The organism is Massilia agri (genome assembly GCF_024753255.1).
Taxonomy (GTDB): domain Bacteria; phylum Pseudomonadota; class Gammaproteobacteria; order Burkholderiales; family Burkholderiaceae_D; genus Telluria; species Telluria agri.
In genome coordinates this window covers 646,289-661,188 of sequence record NZ_JANUHA010000001.1, presented here as the reverse complement: position 1 = coordinate 661,188, position 14,900 = coordinate 646,289, and the positions used below count along the sequence as shown (strand labels likewise).

The 14,900-nt window shown below is 67.8% G+C and carries 11 protein-coding genes; 6 read left to right on the top strand and 5 right to left on the bottom strand.

Going from position 1 to position 14,900, the window contains the following annotated elements; all coding sequences use genetic code 11:
• Positions 1-195 precede the first annotated feature (195 nt).
• On the top strand, positions 196-948 hold the full coding sequence (locus NX780_RS03010) for a DUF2243 domain-containing protein (RefSeq protein ID WP_258826378.1): 753 nt from the start codon (positions 196-198) through the stop codon (positions 946-948).
• A 13-nt stretch (positions 949-961) separates the two neighbouring features.
• Positions 962-1,846, top strand: a complete 885-nt coding sequence (locus tag NX780_RS03005; protein ID WP_258826377.1) for a hypothetical protein — start codon at positions 962-964, stop codon at positions 1,844-1,846.
• On the opposite strand, the gene NX780_RS03000 is transcribed toward NX780_RS03005, so the two are convergent.
• From NX780_RS03000 to NX780_RS02990, 3 genes are all read right to left on the bottom strand, one after another.
• Complete coding sequence (locus tag NX780_RS03000; RefSeq protein ID WP_258826376.1) at positions 1,843-3,633, bottom strand: ABC transporter ATP-binding protein; 1,791 nt, start codon at positions 3,631-3,633, stop codon at positions 1,843-1,845. The genes NX780_RS03005 and NX780_RS03000 overlap by 4 nt on opposite strands.
• Positions 3,623-5,374: an ABC transporter ATP-binding protein gene (locus NX780_RS02995; RefSeq protein WP_258826375.1), complete on the bottom strand. Its 1,752-nt coding sequence runs from the start codon at positions 5,372-5,374 to the stop codon at positions 3,623-3,625. The genes NX780_RS03000 and NX780_RS02995 overlap by 11 nt, the downstream gene beginning before the upstream one ends.
• A gap of 95 nt (positions 5,375-5,469) precedes the next feature.
• Positions 5,470-6,144, bottom strand: a complete 675-nt coding sequence (locus tag NX780_RS02990) for a phasin family protein (RefSeq protein ID WP_258826374.1) — start codon at positions 6,142-6,144, stop codon at positions 5,470-5,472.
• Between the two features lie 190 nt (positions 6,145-6,334).
• Between NX780_RS02990 and NX780_RS02985 the strand changes: the two genes are divergently transcribed.
• The 4 genes from NX780_RS02985 (at position 6,335) to NX780_RS02970 (ending at position 9,825) form a co-directional block, all read left to right on the top strand.
• The gene (locus NX780_RS02985) at positions 6,335-7,627 is read left to right on the top strand and encodes an amidohydrolase family protein (protein ID WP_258826373.1); all 1,293 of its coding nucleotides are present in this window, start codon (positions 6,335-6,337) and stop codon (positions 7,625-7,627) included.
• A 76-nt stretch (positions 7,628-7,703) separates the two neighbouring features.
• Positions 7,704-8,231, top strand: a complete 528-nt coding sequence (locus tag NX780_RS02980; protein ID WP_258826372.1) for a GNAT family N-acetyltransferase — start codon at positions 7,704-7,706, stop codon at positions 8,229-8,231.
• A complete protein-coding gene (locus NX780_RS02975; RefSeq protein WP_258826371.1) occupies positions 8,228-8,746 on the top strand; it encodes a GNAT family N-acetyltransferase in 519 nt (172 codons plus the stop codon). Before NX780_RS02980 ends, NX780_RS02975 begins: the two co-directional genes overlap by 4 nt.
• An 89-nt stretch (positions 8,747-8,835) precedes the next feature.
• A complete protein-coding gene (locus NX780_RS02970; protein WP_258826370.1) occupies positions 8,836-9,825 on the top strand; it encodes a diacylglycerol/lipid kinase family protein in 990 nt (329 codons plus the stop codon).
• Positions 9,826-9,828: 3 nt separating this feature from the next.
• Here NX780_RS02970 and NX780_RS02965 read toward each other — a convergent pair whose 3' ends face one another.
• Both NX780_RS02965 and NX780_RS02960 read right to left on the bottom strand, forming a co-directional pair.
• Entirely contained in the window at positions 9,829-12,708 is a 2,880-nt protein-coding gene (locus NX780_RS02965) for an MGH1-like glycoside hydrolase domain-containing protein (protein WP_258826369.1), read from the bottom strand.
• The gene (locus NX780_RS02960; RefSeq protein WP_258826368.1) at positions 12,705-14,558 is read right to left on the bottom strand and encodes a glycoside hydrolase family 13 protein; all 1,854 of its coding nucleotides are present in this window, start codon (positions 14,556-14,558) and stop codon (positions 12,705-12,707) included. Before NX780_RS02960 ends, NX780_RS02965 begins: the two co-directional genes overlap by 4 nt.
• Positions 14,559-14,900: the final 342 nt, after the last annotated feature.

Genomic DNA, 14,900 nt, shown 5'->3' with positions numbered 1-14,900 from the left:
AATAGACACGAGCTCAGCCTTGGGAAGCGTTTAACGTTGAGTTCGTGTCCGAATGTCAGACCTGACACCGAGGTGTTTGTTGCGGGGGGAGTGGCCTGGGCCCGGCGCGGCTAGTGATTCCGCGGCGAACGGTGCATTCGGCCGCAAAAAGGTCCGGCTATACTCGGCCGGACCTTCGGCCTTCGGGAGAATGCGATGTGGAAGACACACTGGGCCCGCTGGGGCGCCGTCCTCGGCTTCGCGCTGGGCGGCTTCTTCGACGGCATCCTGCTGCACCAGATCCTGCAATGGCACCACCTGCTCAGCCTGGTGCCGGGCATCGATGACCTGCGCCTGCAGGTGCTGTGGGACGGGTGGTTCCATGCCTTGATGTACCTGATCGCCCTGGCCGGCCTGATCGGACTGTGGCGCCTGCACCGGCAGGGCGCCGGCGACTGGGGCTGGCCCCTGGTGGGCGCGGTGCTGGTCGGCTTCGGGATCTGGCATGTGGTCGACACGCTGCTGTCGCACTGGCTGCTCGGCATCCACCGCATCCGCATCGACAGTCCCGATCCGCTTGCCTGGGACCTGCTGTGGCTCGCGCTGTTCGGCATCGTGCCGCTGCTGCTGGGCTGGCGCCTGGGCCGAAGGGGCGGCGGGCCAGGCATGCACGGCGCGGCGGCCATGCTGGTGCTGGGACTGCTCACATCCGGCGCCGGCGCCTGGGCCTTGCTCCCGCCGGCGCAGACGCAGTTCGCCACCGTGGTGTTCGCGCCTGGCGCCGGCCCGCGCGAGGTCTTCGCCGCGCTCGACGCCCTCGATGCGCGCCTGGTATGGAGCGACCGCGCCATGGGCGTGGTGGTGGTCGCGGTGGCGCCGGAACGGCGCTGGGGTTTCTACCAGCACGGCGCGTGGCTGGTAAGCGGGGCGGGGGCGCCGGCCGGCTGTTTCAACTGGAGCCGGGCCTGATACTATCCCGGGCATGAGACTCCGTGAAATCGCAGTCGGCGCCGTGCTCGCCATCCTGCTTGCGGGCGGGGTGGCGCTGACCGTTCCGCCGCCCGCGCCCGTGACTGTCGACGTGCCCGCGCCGACACCCGTCAAGCTGGCCCTCGCTCCCGTGCGCAGCACGCCGCCCGCCACGGCCGCGTCGCCGGCACCCGTGCAGCCGGAATCGGGCTGGCGCGACATGCATGCGAAATACGCGGGCGCCCGCAACCTGCGTGTGTTCTTCTACGAAGCCTTGCGCAAACCCGGGAACGGCGCCTATTTCTATGCGATGCGGGTACTCGAGACTTGCGGGCTCGTGTTGAAGGCCACGCCGTCCGCGCTTCCGCCCGAGCGCAGGAACGCCGCCGAAGCCCTGCGGCAGCGCTGTGATTTCACGGCCGAGGGATTGGCGGACGCCGGGCGCGAGCTGGCCGCGGCGCGCAACATCGGCCTGAGTACCGATCCGCTGCTGGGCAGCATGTTCGACTACCTGTCCGCGGATGGTCCGGAAGGCGGGGCGAAGATGCTGGTGGCGGCTTTCGAGCAGGGCAATCCGGAAGTCATCGCCTCGCTGGTCGCACCGGCGATCGAGGCGCAGATGGCGCCGGCGATGACGCCCGAGCGCGATTCGACCGCGCTGGGCGTGCCCTACGGCGCCACGCTGGTCGCCTGCCGCCTGGGAATGGATTGCGGCCCCGACTCGGTGCGCACGCTGGAACTGTGCATGCAGATGGGCTGGTGCGGCGGCAGCGTTCCGGAAGCGCTGCGCCGGGGCCTGGGCAAGAACTTCGCGGCGCTCGACGGCGTCGCCACGCGCGTGCTGCGGGATATCGAGCGCCGCAATGCGCGGCGCCTGCTGCCCCCGGGGCACGGCTAGACCGCGATCTGCTGCAGCAGGTAGAGCCGCTGGTACAAGCCGCCCTCGATGCGCATCAGGTCCTCGTGCGAACCGGCCTCCGTGATGCGTCCGTGGTTCAGCACGATGATGCGGTCGGCCGCGCGGATCGTCGACAGGCGGTGGGCGATCGCGATGATGGTCACCTTGCCGCGCAACTCTTCCAGCGCTTCCTGCACGATCTGCTCGGTGGCGCTGTCGATGCGCGAGGTCGCTTCGTCCAGCAGCAGGATGCGCGGTTCGCCGGCCAGGGCGCGGGCGATCGCCACCAACTGCTTCTCGCCCGACGAGAGGCGCGAGCCGCCTTCGCCGAGCTGGGTCTCGTAACCCTGTTCCAGCGCCGCGATGAAGTCGTGGGCATGGGCCGCGCGCGCGGCCGCCTCGATCCGTTCGAGCGGCAGGCCGCGGCCCATGTCGATGTTCTCGCGCGCGGTGGCGGCCAGGATGAAGGGATCCTGCGGCACCAGGCCGACTTCATTGCGGAAGCGCTCGTTGCCGATCGCCGCCAGGCTCAAGCCGCCGATCTCGATCGTTCCCTCGTCCGCCGTGTAGTAGCGCAGCAGCAGCGAGAGCAGGGTCGACTTGCCGCTGCCGGTATGGCCGACGATGCCGAAGAAGGCGCCCTGCGGGATGTCGAGCGAGACGTCGTGCAGCACGCGCTGGCCCGCCACGTAGGCGAAGTTCACGCCGCGCACGCGCACGGCAGGCGCCTTCGGATCGAAGGCCGCTGCGTCCTCGAAGCGGCCGGCCACGTGCTCGGCGGCGCCGCCTTCATCGAGCAGGGCGGAGACGCGCGCCGTCGCCACCACCGCCTGCTGCAGGCCGCTGAACTGCATGGTGATCTGGATGAGGGGCTCCACCACCCGCGCGATATAGCTGATGAAGGCATACAGCACGCCGACTTCCACCGCATTCATCTGGCGCTGGCCGAAGCCGTAGATGACGATGGTGAGCAGCACCACATTGAGCAGGTCCAGCGCCGGGCGCAGCAAAAGAGCGTTGGCGCGCAGTTCGGCCAGGCGCGCCTTGCGGTGGGCGCGGTTGGTGGTCAGGAAGCGCTCGCCGAAGCGACCCTGGGCGTTGCTGGCCTGGAGCACGCTCATGCCGCCGATCGACTCGGCCATCTGGCCGTTGATGTCGCTGCGCAGGGCGCGGGCGCGCGTCACGGCCGGAGCCGACAGGCGCTGGTAGAGCCAGACGATGCCCACCACCGCCGGCACCAGGGCCAGCACCACCAGCATCAGGCGCCAGTCGAGCCAGGCCATCGCGATCATGGTTCCGACCAGCACGATGGTCGAGTCGAGCATCACGAACAGCACCTGGATGTAGAGGGTCTTGACGGCCTCGGTGTCGTTGGTCACCCGGCTGACCAGCTGGCCGGTGATGGCGCGGTCAAAAAAAGCCATCGGCAGGCGCAGCACGTGGCCATAGACCCTTTCGCGCAGGCGGCGCACCGAGCGCATCGCCAGGCCGGAGAGGCGGATCAGCTGCAGGTAGCGGATCCAGGACGAGGCCCAGCCCGTGATGACCAGGCCGCCCAGCAGCAGGGACATGCGCGGCCAGTCGAGGTTGCGCGTCAGGAGGTGCTCGTCGATGAGCAGCTTGCCCAGCAGCGGTCCGACGACTTCCAGGCCGGCCGCGATGGCCAGCCAGAAGGTGGCCCAATACAGGTGGCGCTTGTCCGGATCGGCGGCGCGGCGCAGCAGGCCGGCGGCCTGCCGGGCCTGGGTGCGCATATCCTTGTTGTCTTCTTTTTCTTCAATCGGCATCGATGCTTGCCTCAAGTTGTTGGTAACGCCACTGGCTGGCATACCAGCCGTCCAATGCGAGCAATTCGTCGTGGGTGCCGGATTCCGTGATGCGGCCATCGCGCAGCACCACGATGCGGTCGGCGCCGGCGACGGCGGACAGGCGGTGGCTGGCGATGATGGCGGCGCGCTCGGGTCGCGCCGCCCGGAGTTCGTCCAGGTGCTCGAGGATGCGGGTCTCGGTGCCTGTGTCGACCGCCGACAGGGCGTCGTCCAGCAGCAGCAGCGCGCTGTCGGCCAGCAGGGCGCGCGCGATCGCCACGCGCTGGCGCTGGCCGCCCGACAGGGTAATGCCTTTTTCGCCGACCGGCGTGTCGTAGCCGTAGGGGAAGCGCAGGATGTCGTCGTGGATCGAAGCCATCTTCGCCGCTTCCTCGACATCAAGGCGCGAGGCGCCGGGGCGGGCCAGCGCGATGTTCTCGGCGATGGTGGCGGAGAACAGGAAGGATTCCTGCGGCACCCAGCTCATGGCCGAGCGCAGGGCCTCCAGCCGGTAAGCCGTGAGAGGCTGGCCGGCCCAGGTGACCATGCCGCTTTGCGGCGTGGCCTGGCGCAGCAGCACGCGCAGCAGGGTCGACTTGCCGGCGCCGGTGGGGCCGACCAGGCCCAGGGTCTGGCCCGGCTCCACCGTCACCGAGACCCCGTCCAGCGCCGGCTTTTCCGCCTCGTGGTAGGCGAACGTGACCCGGTCGACCGCCAGCGCGCCGCGCCCGATGCTCGCCAGGGTGCCCGTATCCTCGACGGTGAGCGGCGCGTCCAGCAGCGGCTGCAGGCGGTTCAGGCCGGCGCGGCCGCGCTCGATCAGGGAGAGCACCCAGCCTGCCGCGAACATCGGCCAGATCAGCTGGCCCAGGTACATCGTGAAGCTGGTCAGGTCGCCGACCGTGAGCTCTCCGTTCCAGACCAGGTAGCCGCCCAGGCCGAGCGTGAGGCCGGTGGCGGCGGTGAGCGTCAGGCCGACGGCCGGCTCGTAGGCCGCTTCCCAGCGCTGGGCGTTCAGGCTGGCGTTCGCCGCATTGCCGGCCAGCTCGCTGAATTGAGAGGCGCTGCGGCTTTCCAGACCGAGGGCGCGCAGGGTGCGCACGCCGGAGAGCGATTCCTGCACGTGGTCGTTCAGGCTTGAGAAACGCTTCAGGGCATCCGCTTCGGCATGGTGGACCTGGGTCGAGATGCGCCAGAAGGCGAAGGCCATCAGCGGGAAGGGCAGCAGGGCGACGCCGGCCAGGCGCGCATCCACGCCGAGGGTCATGATGCCGATCACGATGACCAAGGTGAGGGTGCCGTCGAAGCCGGCCAGCATCGCTTCTCCGGCCGCCATTTCGATGGCGTCGATGTCGTTGGTGGCCAGGGCCATCAGGTCGCCGGTGCGCTGGCGCTGGTAGAAGCCCGGCCCCTGGGCGGACAGGCGCGCATATAGGCGCGTGCGCAGCTCGACGCCGAGGTTGTAGGCGGCCGAATACAGGCGGATGCGCCAGCCGACCCGCAGCACGTAGATGGCCAAACCGAGACCCAGCAGCTGGGCCAGGCCGAGCAGCAGCGCGCGCCCGTCGAGGCTATGCGCCGCCAGGCCGTCGATCAGGGCGCCGACCTTGCGAGGAATCAGCACCGTACAGATGGCCACGCCGGCCAGCATGAATGCCGACGAGACATAGGCCGGCCAGTGACGGCGGACGAAGCCGCCGATCAGCCTTGCGAGACTCATGCAGTATTTCCTAGGAGATTTTTGCGCCCAAAAAACAAAAGCGGGCCGAAGCCCGCTAGTGTAGTCGCTTTACCAATCAGGCGCAGCGCGAGGCTCTACTTCTTACGACGGGGAGAGGAGGGCAGCTCGACCTTCGGCGCCCCGGCTTCCTCAGCTGCTGCGACCGGTGCGGCGGCCGGATGCGGCACGACGGCGGCGCGGGCCGTGCCCTTGCCGGCTGCCTTGGCGATGGCCTTTGGTTCGGTCACCGGGGCCGGCGCGGGTTCGGTCGCTGTGACGATCAGCTCGACCGGTGGTTCCGGCTCGGCGACCACGAGCGGCTCGCTCGGGGCAGCTTCCGGTGCCGCCGCTGCCATGACGGGTTCAGGAGCAGGTGAAGGAGCGGGAGCGGGAGCCGGAGCCGGAGCCGGAGCGACGGCCTTGAATGCCACCGTCTCGACATTGGCGCCCGACAGCACCGGCGTGCGGACCGCATAGGGCTTGATGCCGCCGGCAATGCTCATCAGCTCGCGTCCATAGGAGAACAGGCTGCGCACCTGCTCCTCGGCGTGTCCGCCCAGCATCAGAAGGTCGCGCGGGTCGCGAGAGGCGAACAGGGCGGTGGCGGTGCGGGCCGACCGTTCGAGCGCGTCGCGCGAGGTGGCCAGGTTGAGGGCCGCGACCCGGCTGGCGCTCTCGAAAGCCTGGTTGGCGAGGGAGTGGAAGATATCGAAGCCGGCTTCGAACTGGGCCTTGCGTGCTGCGTTGAATTGCTCGGGAAGTGAAGTCATACGAATTCCTTGTCGGTCATTTTATGGCGCACTGCAATATCGGCTAGTGTAGCCATGAAAGGCCGCGCTTGCAAAGCACTTCTTTTTTGTTTTACAACAAAGATATTGCAGTGCAGCACGGTCACTTGCTTCCGGCAGGCTTGGCTCGAAGGAAATGGCTACAATCTGGAAAACCAGACAAGGAGCTTGCATGGACCTCGTGATTCGAAATGCGACGTTGCCGGACGGCAGCCATGGCATCGATATCGGCATCGAAGGCGAACGCATCGTCGCAGTGGAGCAGCGGATGAGGGCGCAGGGTGCGCGCGAAATCGATGCCGGCGGCGACCTGGTCAGCCCGCCTTTCGTGGATGCCCATTTCCACATGGATTCCGTGCTCAGCTATGGCCTGCCGCGCGTGAACCGCAGCGGAACCTTGCTCGAAGGCATACGCGTATGGGGCGAACTCAAGCCCCAGCTGAGCCAGGAAGCCCTGGTCGAGCGCGCGCTGCGCTATTGCGACTGGGCGGTGGCGCGCGGCCTGCTGGCGATCCGCACCCACGTCGACGTCTGCGACGACCGCCTGCTGGCGGTCGAGGCCCTGCTCGACGTGAAGCGGCGCGTCGCTCCCTATCTCGACCTGCAGCTGGTCGCCTTTCCCCAGGACGGCCTGCTGCGCAGCCCGGGCGCCTTCGACAACCTGAAGCGCGCCATCGCCATGGGCGTGGACGTCGTCGGCGGCATTCCCCACTTCGAGCGCACCATGGCGCAAGGCGCCGAGTCGGTGCGCCTGCTGTGCGAGTTCGCGGCCGACAAGGGCCTGCGCGTGGACATGCACTGCGACGAGACCGACGACCCGATGTCGCGCCATATCGAAACCCTGGCCTTCGAGACCCAGCGCCTCGGCCTGCAGGGACGGGTGGCCGGCTCGCACCTGACCTCCATGCACTCGATGGACAATTATTACGTGAGCAAGCTGCTGCCCCTGATCGCGGAAAGCGGGGTCGCGGCGATCGCCAACCCGCTCATCAACATCACCCTGCAGGGCCGCCACGACAGCTACCCGAAGCGGCGCGGCATGACCCGGGTGCCTGAACTGATGGCCGCCGGCGTGGACGTCGCTTTCGGCCATGACTGCGTGCTCGATCCCTGGTACGGCATGGGCTCGGGCGACATGCTGGAAGTGGCGCACATGGGCCTGCACGTGGCGCAGATGACGGGGGTGGAGGCGATGCAGGCCTGCTTCACCGCCGTGACCAGCACCCCGGCGCGCATCCTCGGGCTCGAAGGCTACGGCATCCGCACCGGCAGCCATGCGGACCTGGTGCTGCTCGACGCCGGCTCGCCGGTGGAGGCGATCCGCCTGCGCGCGGCGCGCCGGCTGGTGGTGCGGCGTGGCGCCATCGTGTCCGAGATGCCGCCCGCCCAGGCGACCCTGCACCTGCCGGGCCGGCCGGCCGCCACCGATTTCCGGATCCCCTCGCATGGCTCGCACAATACGTAACGAAATCGGATGAAGACCGGATCGGTTTGCGGCTAGAATAGAACGCTTTCCAGTTCAGTAACGCGTTCCGACAGTCGTGAAAGACATTCAGATCCGCCCCGCCGGCGAGCAGGACTTCGAAGCGATGTGGAGCATCTTCAGCACCCACGTCGCCGCCGGCGACAGCTATCCCTTTACCACCGCCACCTCGCGCGAAGCCGCCGACGCCTACTGGCTGGGCGCGGGTGTGACGAGCTTCGTGGCGACGTCCGGCGGCGGGCGCGTGCTCGGCATGTACCGCCTGCTGTCGAACCAGGTCGGGCGCGGCCACCACGTGGCCAACGCCTCCTTCATGGTCAGCCCCTCGGCGCAAGGCGCCGGCGTGGGCCGCATGCTGGGCGAGCATTGCCTGGCCGAGGCGCGCGCCCAGGGCTTTCTCGCGATGCAGTTCAACCACGTGGTGAGCACGAATACCGCCGCCATCCGCCTCTGGAAGAAACTCGGTTTTTCCATCGTCGGCACCCTGCCCAAGGCCTTCCGCCACCGGCGCCTGGGCTATGTGGATGCCTACGTGATGTACCAGCTGCTGCAGGACCCGGACCATTGGCCGACGGTGGACGCATGAGCGAAGTCCTCAGGACCGCACGCCTGCGCCTGCGTGTGGCCGCCCCGGAAGACGCGCCTTTCTACCTGGAACTCGTCAACGATCCCGATTTCATCACCCACATCGGCGACCGCGGCCTGCGCACGCTGGAGGCTGCGGCCCAGGCCATCGAGGCCGGCCCGGTGGACATGCAGCGCAGCCGCGGCCACTCGCTCTACCTGGTCGAGCGCCTCGAGGACGGCTTGCCTGTGGGTATGTCCGGCCTGATCAAGCGCGATACCCTCGAGGATGTCGACCTCGGCTATGCTTTCCTGCCGGCATATCGCGGCCTGGGCTATGCCTTCGAGGCCGCCCACGCCCTCACCGGTCATGCGCGCAGCCTCGGCATCCCGCGCCTGGCCGCCATCGTCAATCCGGATAACACGGCCTCGATCGGCCTGCTGCTCAAGCTGGGCATGCGCTATGAACGCTTCGCCGTGCTGGCCGAGGGGCAGCCGGGCGTGAACGTCTACGGGATGGCGCTGGCCGCGAACTGAGTCTTGTGTGTGCGGGCTGACGCAGCGCGGCAGGCGCCGGTGGTAGGATGGCGTTGCCATAAAAACCACCACCGTTCACCGAGCCAGCGATGCCTGTCAACCCGCCCAGCGAGCCGCGCCCCGACGCACCCATCTTCGTTGTCCTGAATGCCGGTTCAGGCCATTCAGAAACGGAGCTGCGCCGTTCGACCATCGAGTCGGTGCTGGCCGCGGCCGGCCGCAGCTGCCACCTGGAAATAGTCGAGGACCCTGGGCAGCTGGAGGCGATCGCCCGCAACATGGCGCAACAGGCGCTGGCCGCAGGCGGCATCCTGGTCGCGGCAGGCGGCGACGGCACCATCAACACGGTGGCCCACGAAGCCGTCCTGGCCGGCTGCACCTTCGGCGTCTTGCCGCAGGGGACCTTCAACTACTTCGGCCGCACCCACGGCATCCCTGAAGACCTGGCCGAAGCCGTCTATTCATTGCTGCGTGCCAAGGTGCGGCCGGTGCAGGTGGGCCTGCTCAACAACAAGATTTTCCTCGTCAACGCCAGCGTCGGCCTGTATCCGAAACTGCTGGAAGAGCGCGAGCACGACAAGCGCCAGTACGGGCGCAGCCGCGTGGTCGCCTTCTTTTCGGCAATCAAGATCGCCTTGCGCCCGCACCGCCACCTGCGCATCACGCTCGAGCAGGACGGCAAGGAACGCCGCCTGCGCACCACCACCTTGTTTGTCGGTAACAACCGCCTGCAGCTGGAACAGGTCGGCATGGATGGCCTGACCGAGGCGGTGGAGGAGGGCCAGCTGGTCGCCATCGCGCCGCGCCCCATGGGCAAGCTGGGCCTGCTCGGTTTGCTGGTGCGCGGCCTGCTCGGACGCCTGAAGGATGCCGATGTGGAGGCCTTCGCCTTCAAGCGCCTGACGGTGCGCACCCCGGCCGTGTATGGGCGCAAGCGCATGAAGGTCGCGGCGGACGGCGAGGTGACGACGATGGCGATGCCGCTGGAGTTCCGGGTGCTGGAAGGGCGGCTGGCCCTGATGGTGCAGGGACCGTCGCGCCGGCAAGCGCGCGAGGTCCCCGAGGTGGAAGCGTCTTGAAGCCTACTGCGTGCGCAGCAGCCGCACGCCCATGATGTCGACGCGGTTGTACGGGCCCTTGCTGCCGCCGGCGCCGCTGAAGCTGCTGTTACTGTCGAGATAGCTCATATTGTAGAAGTCGCCCATCTCGATGCGGTAGCGGCCTGCCTTCAGGTCGGCCGCCAGTGGCGTCGAATACACGGCCGAGGTGGTCGCCGTCGCCGGCGGCGTATGCGGCATCTGGACGACGCCCTGCGCCACTGCCTTTCCAGCGGCATCCTTCAGCACCAGCCATTTCACGCCGTTGCTGGTCCCGAGTCTCAGGTCGTTGGCGGCATTGTGATAGCTCAGCTGGACCTGGTAGCGGCCAGGAGTCGCCACGTCGATGCGCTCCACGGCGAAGCGGTCGCCGGGCCGGCCCCAACCTTTGATGCGCGGCATGGAGAACTGCGCATCCGGCGGGCTCGCCGGAATAGTCGCGACGACGCGTGGGTCGCTGGCGCCGATCTCGATACTGGCACCGACGCAGCGCGGGATGCTGTGGTGGCTGCGGTTGCCGCTCGCCGTGTCGCGCGCCGCCAAGGCATAGCAGGCAGCGACGCCGCCATTGCGGTCGACCCACGCGCCGGTGCGCAATCCGTCGGCCACCAGCTTGCCGTCGCGGTAGACGCTGTAGACGAGGCCCTGTTCCCGGGCGAACGTCAGGGTGACGCCGCCGGCGCCGCGCATGAGCGAAGCGATGGCGGGCTCGCGCGGGCCGAAGGTCGCGCCGCCGCTGGCGTAGGGGTCCTCCTGCACGCGCCGGATCGCCTGCTGGCCCGTCACCAGCTTGCCCAGCACGATCTCGATGTCGTTCTGTTCCTGAAGCTGGACCAGGCGAATCGTGCCGTCTGCAGGCTTGCCGTTCAGGAGGATGCGTTCGATGGCGTAGTAGCCGTCCTCCTTGCCCGCTGCCGGCAGGCGCAAACGCACGCCGATCCGCCTGTCGTGCAAGCGCAGGTCCTGCAGCGCGATCTCGGACGCGGCACCGAAGGTTTCGCGACGCAGTTTCGCGGTCACGAACGGCGCCAGCGCGATGCCGTCGTCCGTGGCGGACACGCCGAACACGGTGTCGACCACCATGCCCAGGTAGGCGCCGACGGACCACAGCTGGCGCCGCGAATTGATCACGGGGCCGATCAGGGAAGGGTTGCGTTCGTCCAGCAGCAGCGGCTGTCCGGATAGCCACTCCAGGTTTTCCATGTTCGACAGGTTCAGGGACGCGCCGCGCATGAGGGTCGCGTAGGCCGCGTCGGCCACGGCGACGTTGCCGGCCCGCGCCGCCGCTTTCAGGCCGTAGCCGGTGACGAAGGGCCAGATGGCGCGGTTGTGGTAGACCGGCATGCCCGGCTGCTGGGGCCAGATCACGGGCGCGCCCATGGGGCCGTGCGGATAGTGGGAGAGGATCGAGCGGGCCTGCTCCTGGTCCGCCACGCCGGTGACGATGGCGAGCGACTGTCCCAGCCAGTCGAACTTGTGCAGCGGCGCGCCGTCGAGGTGGCCGGCCGTGAGGCTGCTGTACATGCCGGCGTCCTTCAGCCACAGGCGCGCATTGATGGCCTGTTTCAGGTTCGCGGCCCAGTGTTCGTAGCGCGACGCACGCGCGGCCTCGCCCTGCTCGCGCGCCAGGCGCGCCGCAAGCGTCAAGGCCTGGTAGTGGCCGACATTGGTGGACAGGGCTTTCGAGGTCGACATCGCCGCCAGTTCGCCCGGGATCCAGGAAGCGTAGCTCTGGTCGCGCCAGTCGAGGAAGGATTGCTCGCCCATGTACAGGCCGCTCAACGCGTCGAAGGCGGCAATGCGATCGTTCTCGATGGTGTTCGACAGGGCGCGAAGGGCACGGCGGGCAAATGCCGCCCGCTCGCCGGAGGGCAGGGTGCGCAGGACTTCCTCGGCCGCGAAGGTCCAGCTGATGCGGTCCGTGCTGACCGGCCAACTGCCGCCGCTGCCGGTATCCTGCACGATCTGCAGGCCGTCCTTCGTCCCGGCCACCTGCGACGCAAGCGCAAGGCCGGCGCGCCATCCAGACAGCTTGAACTCGAGCGAATTGCGCACGCGCTGCGGGTCCAGCATCGCCAGGCCCAGGTCAGCCGCGTAGGAGAGATCGCGGGTCCAGACGTAGGGCCACTTCTCGCCGGTGGCGAAGCACTCGCAGGGAATCGGCGCGCCGCCGTTGTAGTTGCCGTCGCGGATCTGGCTCACCGAATCCTGGCGCATCTCGAAGCCGGCCAGCGCGAACAGGGCATCGAAGGCCAGGTTGCCGGTGCGGACGCGCGGCAAGCCGGCCTGCTCGCTATACTGCACGTGCTGCGGGCCCGGGTCGCGCAGGTCCATGGTGGTCGAGTGCGTATAGCTGCGCAGCGCGGCGCCCGCATCCGGCGTCGAGAAACTTGCTGTTTCCTGCTTGCCGTCCCAAGTGGGCCAGGACATCGTGACGGGCTGGCGGCCGGCGTGCGGGTCGGCCTGGCCGGCCGCCTGCTGGTCCGCCAGGCGCACCACGCGCAGCTGCGGCGCGGCCGGGTCGGAGGCGTCGAGCGTGAAGCGGTAAGTGCCGGTGCGGCGCACGAACAGGTAGTCTTCCGGGCCGGGACGGGTCTCGAGGCGGTAGGCGGTGTCGGGCGTCACGGTCACGCCGCGGCTGCCGTCCACCACCCATTCCTCGCTCCAGTCCTTGCTGCCCAGCTTGAAGCCGTGGTTGCCGGGGCCGACCAGGATGTCGGCCTCGTAGATGTTCTTGCCCTTGCTTGCGAGCGCGTTCGCGGTGCCCCAGCCATTGAAGCCGCCACGCACGTAGAGGTTCTTGTCCTGGGCGATCGCGGGCAGGCAGGCCAGCAGGGCGGCTGCGGCGAGAAGACGCGGCATCATCGGGCGGCCTCCAGTTCCAGTACCACGCTGGCCATGGCGGGCAGGCGGAGTTCCTTTTCCAGGCCGAAGCGCTTGCCAGTCAGAACGTCCACGCCGCCCGGCACGCCGTCCAGCATCTCGCGGAAGCGCGCGGTGTCGAGCACCATCTCCTTCGGATTGTTGTTGAAGGCGACCAGCACGCGCTTGGCGCCCTCGTAGCGGAAGTAGACCCAGGTATTGTCGCGCGGGCCGAAGTGCATCATCTTCCCCTTGTGGATGAGCGGCTGGCCCTTGCGCCAGTTGGCCAGCTTGCGCACCAGTTCCTGGGCGGCGCGCTGCTGCGCGCCCAGGCCGCGGCCGGAAAAGGCGTCGACCTTGTCGCCCGCCCAGCCGCCCGGGAAGTCGCGGCGGTAGCTGGCGTCGTCGCGCTCCTTCGTCGCGCTGGTCATCAGGATCTCGTCGCCGGTATAGAGCTGGGGAATGCGCGGCATCGTCATCAGGAAGACCATCATCATCCGGTAGCGGTCGAAGTTCTCGCCCACCGCGCTCCAGATGCGCGAGACGTCGTGGTTGGCCTCGAACAGCACCAGGTTGCCGGGTTCCGGGTACAGGTAGTCGAGGGAGAGCGTCTCGTAGACCTCGTTGAAGACGTTGTGTCCCTTGTCCTTGGCGAGCGCCGTGCGCATCGCTTCGGCAAGAGGGAAGTCCATCAGGCTCGGCGTCGAGGCGCGGTAGCCGTCGAAGTTGTCCTTGCCGCGCTGCCAGCGCGCCACCACGGGTGGGCGCGTGCTCCATTCCTCGCCGACCAGGTTCAGGTTCGGGTATTCCTGCATCAGGCGGCGGGTGTACTCGGACAGGAAGGCGCCATCCGAATAGCCGAAGGTATCGATGCGCAGGCCCGAGAGGCCGGCGTACTCGATCCACCAGATATTGTTCTGGATGAGGTAGTTCGCGACCAGGGGATTGCTCTGGTTCAGGTCCGGCATGGTCTCCACGAACCAGCCGCGCGTGAAGTTGTCCGCATCCTCCTTCGAGGCGTAGGGGTCCTGCACGGCGGTGCGGTGGTGATGGGTCGGCACGAACTTGCCCCCGTAGTTGACCCAGTCGGGCGTCGGCAGGTCCTTCATCCACCAGTGCGAGCTGCCGATGTGCGACAGCACCACGTCCTGGATCAGGCCGATGCCGCGCTTCTTCGCCTCCAGCGACAGGCGCCGGAAGTCCTCGTTGCTGCCGTAGCGCGGGTCGATGCGGTAGTGGTCGGTGGCGGCGTAGCCGTGGTACGAGTAGGCCGGCATGTCGTTCTCGACCAGCGGCGTCGGCCACAGCTGGGTGAAGCCCAGGTCGCGGATGTAGTCGAGGCGCTGGACGATGCCTTCGATGTCGCCGCCGTGGCGTCCGCCGCCGTTGGCGCGATTGGCCTTTTCGCGCGTGTCCGGCGTGTTGTCGTTGGCGGGATTGCCGTTGGCGAAGCGGTCCGGCATGACCTGGTAGATCGTATCGCGGCTGGTGAAGCCGATGCGCTGGGCGGACCCGGCTTCGCGCGCCAGCAGGCGGTAGGTGGTGCTCGCCTGGCGCCCGGCGCCCTTGAAGACGATGTCGAAGCTGCCCGGCTTCGCTTCCTGGCCGATCTCGAGGTCGATGAACAGGTAGTTCTTGCTGGGCACACGGGTGACGGTGGCGATCCGCACGCCGGGATAGGCAAGCGATGGCTCGAGCTCGGCGATGCGCTCGCCATGCACCATGAGTTGCAGCCCCTTGTGCTGCATGCCGGCCCACCAGAAGGGCGGCTCCGTGCGGGCGATGGTGGAGGACTGGGCGGAAGCGGCGAGCGAGGCGCTAGCGAGCAGGAGGAGGGCGAGGAGCTGTCTCATAGCGGTAAGGGCTTCCTCCTCCGGACGCAACAAATCGTAGTCAGACTACAGTACAAGACGACTCGCGCTGGAAGAAAGAATTGCCCGATCTAGTTGTGTTGCCTGAAGAATACTACGGAAGTAGTCGAGGTACAAAAAACTTGATGTGTTCGCTATCTAGTCAAAGTACAGATTTCTGCAAACTTGTTCCTGTCCCCGGCTCCGTCCTCCATGTACTTGCCCCGCCAAGTCTGCACCGTGTTGGTGCATTTTCAGCCATTTTGCTTAAAATTTCATCATTTGTAGTGAGACTACAACCCCACATATGCACCGTTGTAGCCCAAATACAACGTGCGCACGGCG